General features: G+C 57.2%; 13 protein-coding genes and 1 pseudogene. 5 read left to right on the top strand and 9 right to left on the bottom strand.

Annotation, left to right across the window (positions count from 1 at the left end; genetic code table 11):
* Window positions 1-571 precede the first annotated feature (571 nt).
* A pseudogene (locus RMR21_RS13630) lies at window positions 572-1712 on the top strand (M20 aminoacylase family protein).
* A gap of 57 nt (window positions 1713-1769) precedes the next feature.
* On the opposite strand, the gene RMR21_RS13625 reads toward RMR21_RS13630, so the two are convergent.
* On the bottom strand, window positions 1770-1913 hold the full coding sequence (locus RMR21_RS13625) for a hypothetical protein (protein WP_498668514.1): 144 nt from the start codon (window positions 1911-1913) through the stop codon (window positions 1770-1772).
* Between the two features lie 228 nt (window positions 1914-2141).
* On the opposite strand from RMR21_RS13625, the gene RMR21_RS13620 reads away from it, so the two are divergent.
* Window positions 2142-3242 (top strand): NAD(P)/FAD-dependent oxidoreductase, encoded by a 1101-nt coding sequence (locus tag RMR21_RS13620; RefSeq protein WP_498668513.1) that lies wholly within the window; start codon window positions 2142-2144, stop codon window positions 3240-3242.
* Here the strand turns inward: RMR21_RS13620 and RMR21_RS13615 are convergent, their stop codons facing one another.
* Window positions 3243-4217 (bottom strand): threonine ammonia-lyase, encoded by a 975-nt coding sequence (locus RMR21_RS13615; protein WP_498668512.1) that lies wholly within the window; start codon window positions 4215-4217, stop codon window positions 3243-3245.
* Between the two features lie 110 nt (window positions 4218-4327).
* Window positions 4328-5761, bottom strand: a complete 1434-nt coding sequence (locus RMR21_RS13610) for an aldehyde dehydrogenase family protein (RefSeq protein WP_498668511.1) — start codon at window positions 5759-5761, stop codon at window positions 4328-4330.
* A gap of 282 nt (window positions 5762-6043) precedes the next feature.
* On the opposite strand from RMR21_RS13610, the gene RMR21_RS13605 reads away from it, so the two are divergent.
* Complete coding sequence (locus RMR21_RS13605) at window positions 6044-7237, top strand: fumarylacetoacetate hydrolase family protein (protein WP_498668510.1); 1194 nt, start codon at window positions 6044-6046, stop codon at window positions 7235-7237.
* A gap of 79 nt (window positions 7238-7316) precedes the next feature.
* Here the strand turns inward: RMR21_RS13605 and acs are convergent, their stop codons facing one another.
* Window positions 7317-9275, bottom strand: a complete 1959-nt coding sequence (gene acs / locus RMR21_RS13600) for an acetate--CoA ligase (RefSeq protein WP_498668509.1) — start codon at window positions 9273-9275, stop codon at window positions 7317-7319.
* A 234-nt stretch (window positions 9276-9509) separates the two neighbouring features.
* On the opposite strand from acs, the gene RMR21_RS13595 reads away from it, so the two are divergent.
* Window positions 9510-10217: a DUF1013 domain-containing protein gene (locus RMR21_RS13595; protein WP_498668508.1), complete on the top strand. Its 708-nt coding sequence runs from the start codon at window positions 9510-9512 to the stop codon at window positions 10215-10217.
* A gap of 72 nt (window positions 10218-10289) precedes the next feature.
* Here the strand turns inward: RMR21_RS13595 and pyc are convergent, their stop codons facing one another.
* On the bottom strand, window positions 10290-13751 hold the full coding sequence (gene pyc / locus RMR21_RS13590) for a pyruvate carboxylase (RefSeq protein WP_498668507.1): 3462 nt from the start codon (window positions 13749-13751) through the stop codon (window positions 10290-10292).
* Between the two features lie 119 nt (window positions 13752-13870).
* Window positions 13871-14608: a helix-turn-helix transcriptional regulator gene (locus tag RMR21_RS13585; RefSeq protein ID WP_498668506.1), complete on the bottom strand. Its 738-nt coding sequence runs from the start codon at window positions 14606-14608 to the stop codon at window positions 13871-13873.
* A 481-nt stretch (window positions 14609-15089) separates the two neighbouring features.
* Here RMR21_RS13585 and RMR21_RS13580 point away from each other — a divergent pair, with 481 nt between their 5' ends.
* Complete coding sequence (locus RMR21_RS13580) at window positions 15090-16865, top strand: glucan ABC transporter ATP-binding protein/ permease (RefSeq protein WP_498668505.1); 1776 nt, start codon at window positions 15090-15092, stop codon at window positions 16863-16865.
* Window positions 16866-16981: 116 nt separating this feature from the next.
* On the opposite strand, the gene RMR21_RS13575 is transcribed toward RMR21_RS13580, so the two are convergent.
* From RMR21_RS13575 to RMR21_RS13565, 3 genes are all read right to left on the bottom strand, one after another.
* Window positions 16982-17647 carry a YiaD family glycine zipper/OmpA-like lipoprotein gene (locus RMR21_RS13575; protein WP_498668504.1) on the bottom strand — a complete coding sequence of 222 codons (666 nt, stop codon included), beginning with the start codon at window positions 17645-17647 and terminating at the stop codon, window positions 16982-16984.
* A gap of 68 nt (window positions 17648-17715) precedes the next feature.
* Window positions 17716-18966 (bottom strand): flavodoxin-dependent (E)-4-hydroxy-3-methylbut-2-enyl-diphosphate synthase, encoded by a 1251-nt coding sequence (gene ispG, locus RMR21_RS13570; RefSeq protein WP_498668503.1) that lies wholly within the window; start codon window positions 18964-18966, stop codon window positions 17716-17718.
* Between the two features lie 155 nt (window positions 18967-19121).
* Window positions 19122-20285 (bottom strand): MFS transporter, encoded by a 1164-nt coding sequence (locus RMR21_RS13565; RefSeq protein ID WP_498668501.1) that lies wholly within the window; start codon window positions 20283-20285, stop codon window positions 19122-19124.
* Window positions 20286-20300: the final 15 nt, after the last annotated feature.

Genomic DNA, 20300 nt, shown 5'->3' with positions numbered 1-20300 from the left:
CGTATTCTGCACTCTTGTGAGGGGTGGCTTGTCTTAACCGGGATTTGTTTCAGATTGCTTTTAGGGATCGAAACAACTTGGCAGCTTTATCTCGTGCTGATCCTGAACCTTTGCTGAACCATCGCGAACCAGCGGGCGATGATCTTCGGGAATTCAGCTTGCTTACCAACATGGCGATTTTCGGCGCCACGGGAGCACGCCGTCAACGGCTTTGGTGGGTGAATGTGAGAAGTTGAGCGTGTCGCGGCATCGCGATGTCGCACTCATGAAACACGTCGCAGACTCCCCAAAAGCGAAACACGTCATGCTTTGCCTAATCCGATCTTGTCCTTAGCCCCGCGATATGCGCTCCTTAAAAATGTGGAGGCAGCCTGAGGGGTGGAATGATTAAAAGGCGCTATCTGTTCCATGCCACCTGTCGACTTTATGTGCAAGCGGCGAATGCCTTGCCCGATCGTCTGGCCTTTCGACCGTGAGCGTATGCTGCTATGCAGATATCGATACCAAACGATGCGACCGGACATGAAATATGACGATGCACACCAAGCCCGATACCTCTTTTGCCAACCACATGCCCGAGGTGGTGGCGATCCGTCATCACCTTCACCGCACCCCAGAAATCGGGCTGTCAGAGTTCAAGACGTCGGATTTCGTGGCGTTGAAACTGGACGAGATGGGGTATGAGGTGACCCGTGGTCTGGCCGGAACGGGCATTGTCGCGACGTTGAAAAATGGTGACAGCCAACGTTCTCTGGGCATTCGTGCCGATATCGACGCGCTGCCCATTAATGAAGAAACTGGCGCGGAGTACGCCAGCCAAAATCCCGGTGTCATGCATGCCTGCGGCCACGATGGGCATACCGCCATGTTGCTGGGTGCCGCGAAGATTATCGCCGAGCGGCGCAATTTCGTTGGTACGCTGCATCTGATTTTCCAGCCTGCGGAAGAAAATTTTGGTGGCGCTCGCATCATGATCGAAGATGGCGCTGTTCGAGCGCTTTCCCTGCGATGCCGTGTTTGCGCTCCACAATGATCCTAGCCTGCCGTTCGGGCATTTCGTGCTGCGCGATGGGCCGATCATGGCGGCGGTCGATGAGTGTAAGATAACCGTCAACGGCTATGGTGGCCACGGCGCGGAGCCGCAAAGCGCTCTCGACCCCATCGTCGCCGGTGCCAGCATTATCATGGCATTGCAGACCATCGTGTCGCGCAACATCCACCCGATTACGCCGACAGTGGTGACGGTGGGTGCATTTTATGCCGGAATTGCCAGTAACGTCATTCCAGAAAAAGCAGAGATGTTGCTGACCATCCGCTCGTTTGATCCGCAGGCGCGCGACGAGCTCGAAAAGCGCATCCGACTGATCGCCGAGGGGCAGGCTGCCAGCTACGAAATGAGCGTCACGCTTGATTATCAGCGTGGATACAATCCGACCGTCAACCACAAACGCGAAGCCGATTATATCGCGGATCTCGCGACGCGCTTTGCAGGATCGGACAAAGTCGTGGAGATGCCGCGTCCGACCATGGGAGCGGAGGATTTCGCCTACATGCTGGAGGAGCGACCCGGCGCCTATTTCTTTCTCGGATCCAAGCGGACTGAGAACGATCCGCCGCTGCATCATCCGAAATACGATTTCAACGACGACATATTGCCGATCGGCACGGCCTTCTGGGTGGAACTTGCCGAGGATTATCTCAAGGCCGGGTAGGCGCAAAAGAAAAAGGCTTCCGCTTGGAAGCCTTTTTTTTAGTCCTGTCGGGAGGGGTCAGGGTACAAGACCGAAGATTACGGCGACGACAAAGGCAAAGCACAACCCGACAATCGCGGTGTGGAGTGTGGCTTGCCAGCCGATTGGCTGCGCAGACGATGGCGTAAAATCTTTGATTTTTCCAGACTTGGAATAAGACATCGCATCCTCCCTCGTTGACGTTGACCGGATCATCCGGCCTTGTGGTCTATGACACAGAGAATATCTCTATTCCCTAGTCTTTCTGTAGAGATAAAATTCTATAAGTGGGTCTCATCGGAGAAAATACAGATCGCGACTTGCCTCCCAACACGCATCGATCTACCCGTTCTGTTGATAGCAACGCGCAACGTCACTTCCGGTTCAACACTAAATTAACGTTTGGGCGCTTTGACTGATATCGACGTCATCATCATCGGAGCGGGGGCCATCGGCCTCTCGACAGCACGGCATCTGGCGCAGGCTGGCATGTCGGTCATCGTGCTGGAAAAGGAAGACGCCTTCGGCACGCACACCTCGTCGCGCAACAGCGAGGTCATCCATGCCGGTCTCTACTATCCGAAAGGCAGCCTGAAGGCGCGGCTTTGCGTCGAGGGCAGGCCTAAGCTCTATGCTTTCTGCGAAAGCCACGGGGTTGCGTATCGCCGCTGCGGCAAGTTGATCGTGGCAAGCGATAGAACGGAAATTGCCACTCTCGAGGACCTGCATCATCGTGGAAGTGTCAATGGCTGCGACGATCTCAGATTGATCGGCAGCGAGGAGGCACGCAACATCGAGCCCGCGCTTTCCTGCGAAGCGGCTCTGCTATCGCCCTCCACCGGTATCATCGACAGCCATGGCTACATGCTGGCCCTCCTTGGTGACGCGGAAGACGCCGGCACTTCGGTCGCATATCGCGCGCCGTTCCTCCGCGCCGAGCAGACGAGCGAGGGCTTTAAGGTCTTCGTGGGTGGCGAAGAGCCGATGCAACTGGCCTGCCGGACCCTTATCAATTCGGCGGGCCTCTTCGCCCCACAGGTAGCACGGCAAATAGGGGGGCTTTCAGAAGCGCTCATTCCGGTGGCGCGTTTTGCCAAGGGTTCTTATTTTTCGCTTTCCGGCAAATCACCTTTTTCGCATCTGATCTATCCCGCGCCACATGCCCATGGTCTGGGTGTTCATCTGACGCTCGATCTGGGAGGGCAGGCGCGGTTCGGCCCTGACATCGAATGGATCGATGTGATCGATTACGCCGTCGATCCGCAACGCGCGACCGGGTTCGATGAAGCGATCAGGCGCTATTGGCCGGGATTGCCGGATGACGCGTTGTCGCCCTCCTATAGCGGTATCAGACCGAAAATCTCAGGACCGGACGATCCTGCGGTGGATTTCCGTATCGATGGGCCGGAGGTTCACGGCATCAAGGGTCTCGTCAACCTGTTTGGCATCGAAAGTCCAGGCCTGACGGCATCGCTCTCCATCGCCGAAGAGGTGTTCTTGCGTCTTCGTTGATCACGAGAAACGCGACAGAGCTGACGCCATGATGGCGGGGTCGACATTGCCGCCGGATGCAACAGCAATCACCGTGTCGGTCTCCAGTTCCGCACCGTGGAAAAAGGCGGCGGCCAAAGCCACAGCGCCGCCGGGTTCGATGACGAGCTTCAGTCGCAAAAAGGCCAGCACCATGGCCCGCAGGGCCTCATCGTCGGTCACGGCAATGCCCTTGCCGCAGCAGTTCTTCATGATTGGAAAAGTGATGTTGCCGGGTTGAGGTGTGACGATCGCATCGCAGATGGAGCCGGTTAGGGCCTCATTGCGTTCAATTCTGCCAGATGCCAGTGAGCGTGCAACGTCATCGAAATTTTCAGGCTCACAGGGTCTGACGGTGTATCGAGGTGCCCTCGCCTCCAAAGCCAGCGCAATGCCGGAGGTCAGCCCACCGCCACCGCAGGGTACGAGAATGTCGGCTTCATCGATCCCGTATTCGCCGCCTTGTTCGGCGATTTCCAGGCCGACTGTTGCCTGACCTGCGATCACCAATGGCTCGTCATATGGCTTGATGAGTGTGAGGTTGCGCTCTTGTGCAAGCGTTGCGCCGATTGCGTCGCGGTCTTCGTTGGCACGATCGTATAACACTACCTCAGCGCCGAATGCCTTCGTGTTTTCGATTTTGATTTTCGGTGCGTCGTGCGGCATGACGATGATTGAGGGGACGCCGTGCAAGGCGGCCGCAAGCGCCACACCCTGCGCATGGTTGCCGGACGAAAAGGCAATGACGCCGCGTTGGCGTATCTCTGGCGCTATGCCTGAAACAGCAGACCAGCCACCCCGAAATTTGAACGATCCTGTCCGTTGCAGGCATTCGGCTTTTACGAAGACTTTTCGACCGGCGATATCGTCCAGAAAGGGAGACGAGAGCAAAGGTGTGCGGATTGCCTGCGAGCCGATACGCTGACGGGCGGCCTCGATCATCGAAATATCTGTCATGCCATTCCTGCTTACTGACGCTTTTGCAAGGTGAGCATAGTCAGAAATTATCATCAAGAAAGAGGCAAAATCCCCGGACTGTGCCGGGGATCGTTTTTCTGTAAAGCGTCTTAAGCCAGCGTGTAGGCGGTTTTTACTGTGGTGAAAAACTCGCTTGCGTAGCGACCCTGTTCGCGCGGACCGAAGGAAGACGCTTTGCGGCCGCCGAACGGCACGTGGAAATCCACGCCCGCCGTCGGCAGATTGACCATGACCATGCCCGCTTCCGCATTCCGCTTGAAATGCGTCGCATGCTTCAAGCTGGTGGTGGCGATGCCAGATGATAGGCCGAACGGCGTGTCGTTTGCAGCGGCCAGCGCCTCGTCGTAATTCTTGACGCGGATGACGGCGACGACGGGTCCGAAGATTTCTTCCTGCGAAATGCGCATGCTGTTGGTCGCTTCGGTAAACAAGGCAGGCTGAAGGAAGAAGCCGGGCGTGTCACGCTTCAGGACGTCGCCACCGAAGGCCAGCTTCGCGCCTTCCTGTTTGCCGATCTCGATGTAATCGGTGTCCTGCTTCAACTGCTTTTCATCCACGACGGGGCCGACATGGGTGCTTTTGTCCATCGCATTGCCGACATTGATTTTCGTCAGGCGCTCTGTCAAAGCTGCCACGAACTTGTCGTGGATGCCCTCTGTGACGATGAGGCGCGAGGACGCCGTGCAGCGCTGTCCGGTTGAGTAGAAGCCGGAATTGGCGGCCGCTTCGACGGCAACGTCCAGATCGGCATCATCCAGAACCACGAAGGGGTTCTTGCCACCCATTTCCAACTGAAATTTACGGTTGAATGGGAGCGAGGACGCAGCAACGCGCTGACCGGTGCCGGTTGAGCCGGTAAAGGTGATGCCGGCTAGATGCGGGCTGTCGAGCATGGCCTGACCAACGACGGAGCCACGGCCCATGACCAGGTTCAACACACCCTTCGGCAACCCTGCGCGGTGCAGGATGTCGACGATGGCCCAGGCGCAACCGGGCACGAGATCGGCAGGCTTGAAGACGATCGTGTTGCCGTAGCAAAGCGCCGGTGCGATTTTCCAGGCCGGAATGGCAATCGGGAAATTCCACGGTGTGATGATACCGATGACGCCGAGCGGCTCCCGGGTCACTTCAACGCCGATGTTTGGGCGCGCGGATGGAATGATTTCGCCCGCGAGACGCAATGCTTCACCCGCGAAGAAGTCGAAAATCTGGGCGGCACGGATGGTCTCGCCAATCCCTTCGGCCAGAACCTTGCCCTCTTCACGTGCCAAAAGCGCGCCGAGTTCTTCCTTGCGGGCGAGAATTTCGTCTGCGGTCTTTTTCAGAATCGCATGGCGTTCCAGAATGCCGGAGCGTGACCATGCCGGAAATGCCGCCTTGGCCGCAGCAATGGCTTGCTTGGCATCTTCGGCGCTTGCCTGCGCGTAAAGGCCGACGACCTCATTCGTGTCGGACGGATTGATGTTTTTCGAAGTCTCGGCTCCGATCCACTCTCCGCCGATAAGGTTTTGATGGATGCTCATGAACATGCTTCCTTTCACGCTGAAGTGGCCGATATCTGCGCCACTTCGCTATTTATGAACGACATTTCAGTCACCGCTCGATGGGCGACGCACCAGAATTCACGGCCGCTATTCTCGCGATAATCTTATGTCATATGATCTCTTGACGAAGGCAAGCATATGACAGCATCGTCAAATAATGTCCATCGGCATCGACTCGCGGTGGGCTTTGCCGCAAAAGCGGACGTTGGCGGGTATGCCGAAAAAAATTGTGGTTGTCATACATTCTGGCAAGTCGGTACGATGGCCGTATCAATTGGTAACGGGAGAAAGAGTGTGGCTGGTAGAGAGATTGTCGATCCGACCCTGATTTTGCCGGAGGATCATGCACGTGCGGTGCTGATAGGCCGCGTCTGGTCGAAATCCGAAGAGGGCCCTTGCCCCGTTCTATACAAGGCCGGTGTGCTCTACGATTTGTCGAGGCTGGCGCCCACTGTTTCGGAACTGCTCGAGAGATCGGATCTGTTGGCTTCACTGTCTTCGTTGCAGGAGTTTCCAGCTCTTGGCACGCTTGAGGCCTTTCTGGATGGCTCTGCCGGTGAATTGCTCGCTCCCAACGATCTACAGGCCGTGAAAGCCGCTGGCGTGACCTTTGCGGATAGTATGCTGGAACGTGTCATCGAAGAGCAGGCGAAGGGCGACCCTCTGCGAGCTCAGGACATCCGCCAGAAACTCGCACCTGTTCTGGGTGACAATCTGAAAGGCCTGGAGGCGGGCTCCGACAAGGCCGCCGAGGTCAAGTCGCTGCTACAGGATACGGGTCTCTGGTCGCAATATCTCGAAGTCGGCATTGGCCCCGATGCCGAGATATTTTCCAAGGCGCAGCCGATGTCGTCTGTCGGTTGTGGCGCACTGATCGGCGTTCATCCCAAATCGCAGTGGAACAACCCCGAACCGGAAGTGGTGTTGGCTATAACATCGGATGGCCGCATCGTCGGTGCCGCCCTTGGCAACGATGTCAATCTGCGTGATTTCGAGGGGCGGTCGGCGCTGCTTTTGAGCAAGGCCAAGGACAACAACGCCTCCTGCGCGATCGGTCCATTTATCCGTCTGTTCGATGAGAGCTTCACCCTTGAGGACGTCAAGACCTCGGAGATTTCGCTTGCCGTCGAGGGCAAAGATGATTTCACCATGACCGGCGTCAGCGCCATGAAAGCGATCAGCCGGTCACCCGAAAATCTCGTATCTCAGCTTCTCAATCGCGATCATCAGTATCCGGATGGTGCGGTGTTTTTTCTCGGAACGATGTTTGCGCCGGTCAAGGACCGCCATGGGCCGGGGCTTGGCTTCACCCATGCCAAAGGTGACCGGGTGGAAATCTCATCGCCAAAGCTCGGCAAACTTATCAACTGGGTTGCCAGCACATCGGATTGCCCACCATGGACATTCGGTACGGTGGCGCTCATGCGCAATCTGGCAAAGCGCGGGCTTCTCTGATCTCACTGCGCTGACCTTCTCCAGAAAACACCCGGCGACTGTGAGGTGGCCGGGTGCTTTTCCGTAAAGGCAAATATCCTTACGCTGCCTCCACCTTATTCTGCCTGTTTTCGATGAGGTCATCGACGACGGCTGGGTCTGCGAGTGTGGATGTGTCGCCGAGCGCTCCGAAGTCGTCCTCTGCGATCTTGCGCAGGATGCGGCGCATGATCTTGCCCGAGCGGGTTTTGGGCAGGCCCGGCGAGAACTGGATCTTGTCAGGCGTGGCGACAGGGCCGATTTCGTTGCGGACATGCTTGACGAGTTCGGCGCGCAGCGCATCGTCGCCGGTCTGGCCCGCCATCAGCGTGACGTAGCAGTAGATGCCCTGTCCCTTGATGGTGTGCGGATAGCCGACGACCGCGGCTTCCGAGACCTTAGCGTGGGACACGAGCGCCGATTCCACCTCCGCCGTGCCTAAGCGGTGGCCGGAGACGTTCAGCACGTCATCGACACGACCGGTAATCCAGTAATAGCCGTCCTCGTCGCGGCGGCAGCCATCGCCGGTGAAGTATTTGCCCTTGTAGGTCGAGAAGTAGGTCTCGATGAAGCGCTGGTGATCGCCGTAGACCGAGCGGGACTGTCCCGGCCAGCTATCGGCGATGCACAGGTTACCATTGGCGGCCCCTTCCAGAACCTTGCCTTCGGCATCGACCAGTTGCGGCTGAACGCCAAAGAAAGGCCGTGTGGCCGAGCCGGGTTTCAGGTCCGTCGCACCCGGCAGCGGCGTGATCAGAATACCGCCGGTTTCCGTCTGCCACCAGGTGTCGACGATCGGGCTCTTATCCTCGCCGACGATATGGTAATACCACTCCCAGGCTTCCGGGTTGATCGGCTCTCCGACCGTGCCGAGAAGCCTCAAGGAGGAGCGCGAGGAGCGTTTGACGAACTCGTCGCCCGCCCCCATCAGCGAGCGAAGCGCCGTGGGTGCCGTGTAGAAGATGTTGACCTGATGCTTGTCGATAACTTCCCAGAAGCGGCCCTGATCGGGAAAGTTCGGCACGCCCTCGAACATCACGGTCGTCGCGCAATTGGAAAGCGGCCCGTAGACGATATAGGAATGGCCCGTCACCCAGCCGACATCGGCGGTGCACCAGTAGATATCGCCGTCGTGATAATCGAATACGTATTCATGCGTCATCGACACATAGACCAGATAGCCGCCTGTCGTGTGCAGCACGCCCTTGGGCTTGCCGGTGGAGCCTGATGTGTAGAGGATGAACAGCGGGTCTTCCGCCTTCATCTTTGCCGGTTCGCAATGGGCTTTGACGCTGGCGACTTCCTGATGGTACCAGAGGTCGCGCTCGGGTGACCAGCTGGTCTTGCCGCCGGTGCGGCGCACGACCAGCACCTTGTCGACCTTAACATTCTGCCTGGCCGCGATGTCGACCGCCTTGTCTGTATTGTCCTTGAGCGGGATCGGCTTGCCACCGCGCACGCCCTCGTCGCAGGTGATGACGAAGGTGGACTGACAATCGACGATGCGGCCAGCCAGCGCATCCGGCGAGAAACCACCGAAGACGACGGAATGGACAGCACCGATGCGGGCGCAGGCGAGCATCGCATAGGTCGCCTCCGGCACCATCGGCATGTAGATGGTGACGCGGTCGCCCTTCCTGACGCCGTGCTTCTTCATCACATTGGCCAGACGACACACCGCATCGTAAAGCTGGTTGTAGGTGATCTTCTTGTCGATATAGGGATTGTCGCCTTCCCAGATGATCGCGGTGCGCTCGCCATGGGTCTTCAGGTGACGGTCGATGCAATTATACGAGACATTCGTCAGCCCGTCCTCGAACCACTTGATCGGCACCTTGCCCGTAAACGACGTGTTCTTCACCTTCGTATACGGCTTGAACCAGTCGATCCGCTTGCCGTGCTTGCCCCAGAACCTGTCAGGGTCATCAACGCTCTCCTCGTACCATTTCAGGTAACGGGCGTTGTCGATCAGCGTGCTCGTCTTCGCAGATTGCAGAACAGGATAGATTTTGGCAGACATGATTTCCTCCTCAGGCCGCGTCTCGTCTTGCGATCACCGGAGACTCCTGTTCTCCAGTCATGTGCCAGATTCATAGCAGTTCGGTGACCTCAGGCAATTAGACAAAGGTCATTTGTCTCGCAAAGAATTGCAATTCTGATGCAATCCGGCTATAGACCGGTCATATCCCGGAAATTAGTGGTTTAACATCCACGTCCCGCGCCCCCGGAGCGGACGGACAGAAGGACTGTATCTATGGCTCAAACATTGCTCATGCCCAAAGCGACGGCCGTCTGGCTGGTGGATAATACCGCATTGTCGTTCGAGCAGATCGCCACGTTCTGCAAACTGCATCCCCTGGAGGTCAAGGCTATCGCCGATGGCGAAGCTGCGCAGGGCATCAAGGGGCTAGACCCGATTTCGACCGGGCAGTTATCCCGCGATGAAATCGAGCGTGCGGTCGCCAATCCTAATCACAAGATCAAGCTTTCAGAGCCAAAGGTTCGTGTGCCGGAATCCAAGCGTCGTGGACCGCGTTATACGCCAGTTTCCAAGCGCCAGGATCGCCCAAACGCCATCCTGTGGCTGGTACGCAATCACGCCGAATTGAAAGATGCGCAGATTTCGCGCCTCGTCGGTACGACCAAGTCAACCATCGAACAGATTCGTGATCGCAGCCATTGGAATTCGGCTAACCTGACGCCGATGGACCCGGTTACGCTCGGTCTCTGCAGTCAGATCGACCTCGACCTCGAAGTCGAGCGCGCATCGCGCGGCCGTCCGTTGCCAACAGCTGCGGAGCTCGACGCTACCTTGCAGCCAGCCGCAGCAACTGAAGGTCTCGGCTACAAATATGAGCGTGAAGAAGAGAAAGAAAAAGAAATCGACGCCAACGCCGTCTTTGCCAAGCTCAGCTCGCTTAAGTCTACCCGCAAGGATGACGACGAAGACGACAATTATTGATCGCTCGTTTCAAACACCAGAATAGACGAAGCCCCGGAGTGATCCGGGGCTTTTTAGTTTCAGAGGACAGATCTATTCGCCGTAAGCGATCAACAAATCCTTCGCGTCGATCTGATCGCCTGGCTTGACGAGAACTTCGGCAACCTTGCCGTCGCGCTCGGCATGAAGTGCGGTTTCCATCTTCATGGCTTCGATAGAAACGAGCACATCGCCTGCTTTCACATCCTGCCCTTGATTGATGAAGACGCGGGAAATGACGCCCGGCATCGGCGCACCGACATGAGCGGTATTTCCGGGTTCGGCCTTGCGACGTGCGGCTGCACTGGATGCACCTTGCGCGCGGTTCGGCACCTTGATGCGCCGCGGCTGGCCGTTGATCTCGAAGAAGACCGTGACCATGCCCTTGTCGTCGGTGCCGGATGACGCCTGATTGACGATGACGAGCGTCTTGCCACGCTCGATATCAGCAAACAGCTCCTCACCATCCTCCATGCCGTAGAAATACGCATGCGTCGGCAGAACCGAGACCGGGCCGTAGGTCTCCGAGGCCAATGCAAAGTCGGTGAAGACCTTTGGATACATCAGATAAGAGGCAAACTCGAAATCATCGACGGAGCGCTCCAGCTTGGTTTCGATCTCCTTGCGCTCTGCGTCGAGATCGGCATCTTCCAGAAGCGAACCGGGACGAACCGTATAGGGTTGATCTCCCTTCAAGGCCTTTTTCTGCAATGCCTGTGGCCAACCACCGGGTGACTGGCCGAGATCGCCCTTCAACATGGAAACGACCGAATCAGGGAAGGAAACCTCCTTGTCGGGGTTCTCGACATCAGCAACCGTGAGGTCCTGAGAGACCATCATCAGCGCCATGTCGCCAACAACCTTTGAGGACGGCGTGACCTTGACGATATCACCGAACATCTGGTTGACGTCGGCATAGGTCTGCGCGACCTCGTGCCAGCGGCTCTCGAGACCCAGCGAACGGGCCTGTTCCTTGAGATTGGTGAACTGCCCACCCGGCATTTCATGCAAATAAACCTCAGATGCCGGTCCCTTGAGATCGCTTTCGAAGGCCGCATATTGGCCACGTACCGCTTCCCAATAGAAGGAGATGCGGCGGATCCACTCGGTATCGAGGCCCGTATCGCGCTCTGTGCCCTTGAGAGCTTCGACGATGGAGCCGAGGCAAGGCTGCGAGGTATTGCCGGACAGCGCATCCATAGCCGCATCCACGGCGTCGACGCCCGCATCGACTGCCGCCAGAACCGTCGCGGCAGAGATGCCGGACGTATCATGCGTATGGAAGTGGATCGGCAGACTGGTCGCCTCGCGTAGAGCCTTGAACAGGACCGTTGCGGCGGCCGGTTTCAACAACCCGGCCATGTCCTTCACGGCAATGATGTGGGCGCCTGCCTTTTCCAGTTCGGCGGCGAGACCTGTATAATATTTGAGGTCGTATTTCGGACGGGCGGAATTGAGGAGATCGCCTGTGTAGCAGATGGTCGCTTCACAGAGCTTGTTCTCCTCGGCAATCGCATCCATCGACACGCGCATGTTCTCGACCCAGTTCAGGCAGTCGAAGACGCGGAACAGATCGACGCCGCCCTTTGCCGCTTGGCGAACGAAATATTTGACGACATTGTCGGGGTAGTTCTTGTAGCCGACACCGTTTGCCCCGCGCAGAAGCATCTGCAACAACAGGTTCGGCGCGCCTTCTCTGATAAGGTTCAGCCGCTCCCATGGGTCTTCGGTCAGAAAGCGCATGGACACATCGAAGGTCGCGCCACCCCAGCATTCCAGCGATAGGAGCTGCGGCAACGCTTTGGCATAGACGCTGGAAATGCGGGCAATATCGTGGGTACGCATGCGGGTCGCCAGCAGCGACTGGTGACCATCCCGCATGGTCGTATCCGTTACCAGAACACGCTTTTCATTGCGCATCCACTCGGCAAAACCCTTGGGGCCCAGAGTGTCGAGACGCTGCTTTGTGCCATCAGGTGTCGGTTTGTCGATATAGGGAACAATCGGTACGGGTGCATTGATGGCCGGTTTAACGCGGCCTTTCGTTTCGGGATGCCCGTTGACGGTCACATCTGCCAGATATGTCAAAAGCTTCGTCGCGCGGTCCTGCCGCTTAACCTGCTCGAACAGTTCAGGCGTCGAATCAATGAAGCGCGTCGTGTAGGTGTTTCCGACAAAGCTCGGATGGCTGATAATGGCTTCTAGAAAGGTGAGGTTGGTCGCCACGCCGCGAATACGGAATTCGCGCAGCGCACGATGCATACGCGCGATGGCTTCGTTCGGCTGCGGAGCCCAGGCGGTGACCTTGACCAGCAACGGATCGTAATAACGGGTGATAATCGCGCCCGAATAGGACGTGCCACCGTCCAGACGAATGCCGAAACCCGACGCCGAACGGTAAGCGGTGATGCGACCGTAGTCAGGAATGAAATTGTGTTCCGGGTCTTCCGTCGTGATCCGGCACTGAAGCGCATGACCGTTGAGACGGATGTCCTTTTGCGCCGGCACACCTGACTCGGGTGTGCCGATGGTTTCGCCTTCAAGAATGTGGATCTGCGCCTTGACGATATCGATGCCGGTGACGACTTCGGTCACCGTGTGCTCGACCTGGATGCGTGGATTGACCTCGATGAAGTAGAACTTGCCTGTGTCTGCATCCATCAGGTATTCGACCGTACCGGCACCGACATAGTTTGTGGCACCAGCGATCTTTAGCGAATAATTTGCCAGTTCCTGACGGCGTTCGTCTGAAAGATAAGGCGCTGGTGCACGCTCGACCACCTTCTGGTTCCTGCGCTGGATGGAGCAGTCACGCTCAAACAGATGCACGACATTGCCATGCGTATCGCCCAGAATCTGGCTTTCGACGTGGCGCGCGCGCTCGAGAAGTTTTTCCAGATAGACTTCGTCCTTGCCGAATGCCGCTTTCGCTTCACGCTTGGCTTCGGTCACTTCGCGGGCAAGGTCCTCCTTTTTTCTGATAGCACGCATGCCGCGACCACCGCCGCCCCAGGAGGCTTTGAGCATGACCGGGTAACCAATCTCCTCGGCCATCCGCTCCACTTCTGTCATGTCATCCGGCAGAGGTTCGGTTGCCGGAACAACGGGTACACCGACGGAAATCGCCAGATTACGCGCGGCAACCTTGTTGCCAAGACGGCGCATCGTATCTGCGGTTGGTCCGATGAAGATCAGACCGGCCTCATTACAGGCCTCAACGAACTCCGGGCTTTCGGACAGTAGGCCGTAACCGGGATGGATGGCGTCAGCGCCCGAAAGCTTGGCTACCCGGATGACTTCCTCGATCGACAGATAGCTTTCGATCGGTCCCATGTCCTTGGCCAGATGTGGGCCACGGCCGACCTGGTAACTTTCATCCGCCTTAAACCGATGCAGCGAAAGCTTGTCCTCTTCTGCCCAGATAGCGACCGTTTTGATGCCCAGTTCGTTGGCAGCACGGAATACGCGGATCGCAATCTCTGAACGATTGGCGACAAGGATTTTCGATATTTTCAAGACGGCCTCCCAAACTCGCAAGCAAATGTATTTGCTGCATCGCGAAATTAAGCAGTAATTGTCACGGTTGGAAAGGGCGTTTTTATCTTTGTTCGTACGGATCGTGTGTCGAGAGAAATTTACGAGATAATGCCGTGTCGAAGTGCAAGCGCTACCACATGCTGGCGATTTTTAGCCTCGAGCTTGCGCTGTATGCCGTTTATGTACCAATCGGATGTGTGGCTGGAAATCGACAGGATTTTACCGATTTCGGGGGATGTCTTTCCCTGCGCAAGCAGCATCAACACATCCAGCTCACGACGGGTAAATTGCGTGATAGACGGATCGGGAATGGAGAGGAGGTCGTTGGATTGCCCCGCAAATTCCAGCAGGCGCCAGAATACAACACGCATGGCCGTGTCGATGATGAACAGTTCTGAATGGGAAAACAGTCGCCCTTCACCCAAGATGAAGGAGCCGCCAAGCAAGCCGTTGCGTCCATGAACCGGAAAAGCATAGGCTTCTCGCAGACCAAACCGGGCGGCATCCTGGAACAGTTTGGCGGCCCGTTTTCGTTGCGTTGCCTGCGGCAAAAGGCCGACCACATCACGACATCGGAACGGCTGGTTCAAGAGCCCGAAAGACCGCTTGACCGGATCGATACTGCCGTATTTCCTTTCCTGATAAACCTCCCGCCAACCCGCCGGCAGATGATCTGCCAAAACATTACCCGTCAGCGTCAGATCCTCTGAATCGCGGCGCACGACCCTGTAATATTCGTAGCCCAGACTGCGGATGAGGTCGTGAAAAATGGAGAGGAGCCGGTGCTGTGACTTTGCTTCGCTGCACACCGTCAAAAATTGAAAAACATCGTGCATTGAAGTGGATACCCTGAAATAAATAAAACAACCTTGAACGGTTTGAAGGCGCCGTGTTTCGGACAATTCCCCAACGAGACGTTGTCCCCAATATGGTTAGCAATATTTAAAGCCAAAATGCCATTTCTTGCATTGTGGCCGCGATTTCTCCGCAGTCAACCGAAACGACACACAATGCTCGCGTTTAAGGGGTGCATAGCCCTTCCTTGCTACTAAAGTCTCGATTCGGGCACCGGTTTTCGACGCGGCAATGGTTCTACCGATCGCTTCGTCGTCGGACATATGAGCAGCCTCTCCTGACCGCATGATGTGAGACACTATTTGAGGCGCTTCTAGGTTTGTCGTGGCCGTTAAGCGCCCATTCATGTAGAAAAAGCCATAAACAATCACTTGAACATCTGCGTCGTTCAATAAAACGATACGGAGTTTTGCGCTTCATAAAACAGCGCTACACGATGGATACGAAGACAGGATTTGAGAATTGACACTGTTTCAGGTTTATACTCGCGCCCTGCGATACCTCTCCGACAACAAGCTGCGTGTCGCCGTTGTCGTCATCGCCAACGTTATCCTCGCTGCGATCACCATCGCAGAACCTATTTTGTTCGGGCGCATCATCGATGCGATCTCGTCTGGTTCTGATGCAACCAATATCTTGATCCTGTGGGCCGCCTTCGGTGTGTTCAACACTATCGCCTACGTTGCCGTCGCACGTGAGGCTGATCGCCTGGCCCACGGACGTCGTGCTTCGCTTCTGACAGAAGCGTTTGGCCGCATCATTTCCATGCCGCTATCCTGGCACCATCTGCGGGGCACATCCAATGCGCTGCATACGCTCCTTCGCGCCAGCGAAACACTGTTCGGTCTGTGGCTTGAATTCATGCGGACCCATCTGGCGACTTTCGTGGCCCTGGCTTTGCTCATTCCAACCGCGATTTCCATGGACCTTCGCCTGAGCTGCGTTTTGATCGCACTGGGTACCGTCTACTGGTTCATCGGCAAGTGGGTCATGGAGCGTACCAAGGAAGGTCAGGCCTCCGTCGAGGAGCACTACCATTCCGTGTTCGCACACGTTAGCGATTCCATCAGCAATGTGTCGGTGCTGCATAGCTACAACCGCATCGAAGCAGAGACCAAGGCATTGAAGTCGTTCACCGAACGTCTTCTCAGCGCCCAGTACCCCGTGCTTGACTGGTGGGCATTTGCCAGTGCGTTGAACCGCACGGCATCGACCCTATCCATGATGATCATTCTCATCATCGGTACTATCCTCGTGAAGAACGGCGAACTCAGGGTCGGTGACGTCATTGCCTTTATCGGCTTTGCCAACCTCCTTATTGGTCGTCTCGATCAGATGCGCGCCTTCGCCACACAGATTTTCGAAGCGCGCGCCAAGCTTGTCGATTTCTTCAAGCTGGAAGATTCCGTGCAGGAACGGGAAGAGCCAAGCGGTGCGATCGAACTCGGTCAGGTTTCCGGCAAGGTTGAATTCCGCAACGTCGATTTCGGCTTTGCGAACACCAAGCAGGGCGTCCACGATGTTTCCTTCACCGCCAATGCGGGTGAAACGATCGCTATCGTCGGTCCGACGGGCGCTGGCAAGACCACGCTCATCAACTTGCTGCAGCGGGTCTATGATCCCAATAACGGTCAGATTCTCGTTGACGGCACGGATATCTCGACGGTTACCCGTCAGTCTCTGCGCAACTCCATTGCCACGGTGTTCCAGGACGCTGGTCTGTTGAACCGCTCCATTCGTGACAATATTCGCCTGGGACGTGATACCGCGACCGACGACGAGATCACGCAAGCTGCGGCTGCGGCTGCCGCCACCGATTTTATCGACAGCAGGGCGAGCGGTTACATGACGCAGGTCGGGGAGCGCGGCAACCGCCTGTCGGGCGGCGAACGCCAGCGTATCGCCATCGCCCGCGCCGTGTTGAAGAACGCACCTATCCTCGTTCTCGATGAGGCGACCAGCGCGCTCGACGTGGAAACCGAGGCACGCGTGAAGGACGCCGTCGATGCTCTGCGCAAAAACAGAACAACCTTCATTATTGCCCACCGCCTGTCGACCGTGCGTGACGCCGATCTTGTGCTGTTCATGGACAACGGTCGCATCGTTGAAAAGGGTACGTTCGACGAGCTGAGCATGCGTGGCGGTCGCTTTTCCTCGCTGCTGCGCGCCAGTGGTCTGCTCAACGACGACGAAAAGACAGGTGCGCCCGTGTTGTCATTGCCTGCGAAGTCAGCCTGATAGGCGCTTTCCGGCCATAGGACCGTTAGACAAAAAAGAGCCCACGATGTTCAGCGCATCCTGGGCTCTTTTTACGTATGAGGGCGGCGCACCGGAGCGAGCCTTGCCGAATTTCCTCAGCCGTTCTGTGTCAGCGGCGAAATCAGCACTTCCACTCGACGGTTCTGGGCGCGGCCATCTGCCGATGCGTTGGAGGCAATCGGCTGCGATGGGCCAAAGCCCATGGTGGAAATACGGCGCTGGTCGACACCGCCGCGATCGCCGAGATAATTGGCGACAGAAGCGGCGCGACGCTCGGACAGGCCTTGATTGTGCGCAAGGCTACCGGTGGAATCGGTGTGGCCGTTAATGTCGATATAGGTCTTGTTGAACTTGTTCAGAACGATCGCTACGGAGTTCAGCGTCGGATAGAATGGCGGAATGACCTGATCCTGATCCGTCGCGAAGGTGACGTTTGAGGGCATGTTCAGAACGATGCTGTCGCCACGACGGGTCACGGAAACGCCCGTTCCCTGAAGCTGCTGACGAAGTTCGGATTCCTGATTGTCCATGTATCCACCGATGGCGCCACCGGCCAGCGCGCCGATACCGGCACCGATCAGGGCATTGCGACCCTTGTTGCCGCCACCGATGGCCAGGCCGCCGACAGCACCTGCAAGGGCGCCGATACCAGCGCCGCCCGCCATATTCGAAACTTTCTGCTCACCCGTGTAAGGGTCGGTTGTGGTGCAGGCAGAGAGGTAGGTTGCGGCAAGCGCAAGAACGATAAACTTCTTGATCATGAATTCCAGTGCTCCGTGAGTTCACGTTAGGTAAGATAGATGAATTTCGGCATTTTCAGGGTCGAAACTCACTCTGCCGCATCCTTTTGGCCGAAACGTTTCTCGATGTAGTCGATGACGAGGGCCTCGAAATCCTTGGCGATATCAGGACCACGGAGCGTCAGCGCTTTTTCGCCATCGATGAAAACGGGAGCGGCTGGGTTTTCGCCGGTGCCTGGAAGTGAAATGCCGATATCAGCATGCTTGCTTTCACCGGGGCCATTAACGATGCAGCCCATGACCGCAACGTTGAGCGCCTCGACACCCGGATATTTGTCGCGCCAGACCGGCATGTTCTTGCGCAGGTCGTTTTGAATGTTTTGCGCCAGTTCCTGAAACACGGTGGAGGTCGTGCGTCCGCAGCCGGGACAGGCCGCAACGACGGGAACGAACTGGCGGAAACCCATAACCTGAAGAATTTCCTGAGCAACCTGCACTTCGCGCGTGCGGTCGCCGTTCGGCTCGGGGGTCAAAGACACGCGGATGGTATCGCCGATGCCGTGTTGCAACACGTAGCCCATGGCCGCGGAGGAGGCGACGATGCCTTTAGAGCCCATGCCGGCTTCTGTGAGGCCCAAATGCAGCGCGTGGTCGGAGCGTTCAGACAGCATGGAATAGACTGCAATCAGGTCCTGCACTTGACTGACCTTGGCGGACAGTATGATGCGATTGCGCGGCAGGCCAATCTCTTCGGCCAGCTCTGCGGAAATCAATGCCGACTGGACGATGGCTTCGCGCGTGACCTGACGGGCCGACAGCGGAAAGCCCTGATCCTTGTTCTTGTCCATAAGGGTCGTCAGCAATTCCTGATCGAGCGAACCCCAGTTGACGCCGATACGCACCGGCTTGTCATACCGGATCGCCATTTCGACGATGTCGCCGAACTGCTTGTCCTTCTTGTCCTTGAAGCCGACATTGCCGGGATTGATGCGATATTTCGCCAGTGCTTCGGCGCAGGCGGGGTGATCGGCCAGCAGCTTGTGGCCGATATAGTGGAAATCCCCCACCAGCGGCACATCGAGGCCGAGGCGCATCAGGCGATCCCGGATTTTCGGAACAGCAGCTGCGCTTTCATCGCGGTCCACGGTGATGCGGACGATTTCGGAACCGGCGCGAAACAGGGCTGCCACCTGCTGCACCGTGGCGTCGATATCGGCTGTATCGGTGTTGGTCATGGACTGCACCACGACCGGCGCCCCGCCACCCACGATCACACCACCAACATCGACAGCAACCGAGGACCGGCGCGGCTTGGGATCGTAGTCGGCGTGTGACGTCATGATTTTCTCTGATAATTGCGGTAAATCTGATCATTCAGGTGGAACACGGCGAGCGCCTTGTCAACATCGAAGCGATCAACTCCACTTTTACCGCAATCATGGCGAAATTCGAGACCTTGCCGGTGCGCGCATATCAACTTTGCGAAATTGGACGGTCAGTGGCCGCTCGCACCATCCGCATGACGTGCAAGCTTGGCCAGTAGAAAAACGACCACGTGCAAAAGCGGCAGACCGATGAACACGGCTGCAAGCCCGGTATGCTCGGCGATGAAGCCGATGGCCGATGGCGCGACCAGAATGCCGGAATATCCCATGGTGGTTACGACCGACAGGGCGATGCCCGGTGCCATGCCCGGCATGTTGCCGGCCGCCGAAAAGGCAATCGGCACCATGTTGGAAATGCCGATTCCGGCAATCGCAAAGCCGGCAATCGCGATGAAGGCATTGGGTGCGAAACCGGCAATCAAGAGACCGACGATCGATATGGCGGAACAAAATTGCAAAGTGCGGACGGCTCCGAAGCGATCACGCACCAGATCCCCTGCAAAGCGCATGATGGCCATGGTCAGCGAGAAGGCTGCAAATCCGAAGCCGGAAAGGGTGACGGAGGCGCTGAGTTCATTGCGGAGATAAAGCGCGCCCCAATCGAGAATGGCACCTTCCGGGATCATCGAAAACAGCGCCATGATGCCGATGATCCACGGCAGCGGGGTCATGGGTAGTCCACCCTTGGGGCGTTCTTCTTCCGGGTGAGGGCGATCGATTTGTACCCGTAGCCAAGCGACGGCCAGCATGGCGGCTGCAATGATCGTCAGCGTTATGGCATGTCCGTAGATGCCAATTTTGGTGATCAGCAAACCGCCGAGGCCAGCACCGAGAAGGCCGCCCAGACTCCAGAATGCGTGACACGACGACATGATCGCTCGGCGCATGCTGCGTTCCACCACGACTGCATTGGCATTCATGGCAACATCCATGGCTCCCGTCAGCCCGCCGAAGATAAAGACGGCGATGACAGCCGCCCATAATGGATTCGCCATGGTGATCAACAGCAGCGTCGGCACCATGATCAGCGCGACCGTCAGCGTGACGGTTCGTGAACCTAGACGGCCGATCTGAGAGCCCGCAATGGGCATAAAGGACAGAGACCCGAGGCCGTAGGCCAGGATGACGAGGCCCAGAGTACTTTCGCTCAGCGAAAAACGCTTGGCGAATTCAGGGATCATCGGAGCCCAGGATCCCATCATGAAACCGTTCATCAGAAACAGCAGGGATACGCCGAGGCGTGTTCTCGTCATATAGGGGGTACGTGCGGTCATGGGCGTTTGCGTGGC

The organism is Agrobacterium sp. rho-8.1, assembly GCF_033957725.1.
In the GTDB taxonomy this organism is placed as follows: domain Bacteria; phylum Pseudomonadota; class Alphaproteobacteria; order Rhizobiales; family Rhizobiaceae; genus Agrobacterium.
This window is presented reverse-complemented; position numbering and strand designations above follow the sequence as displayed.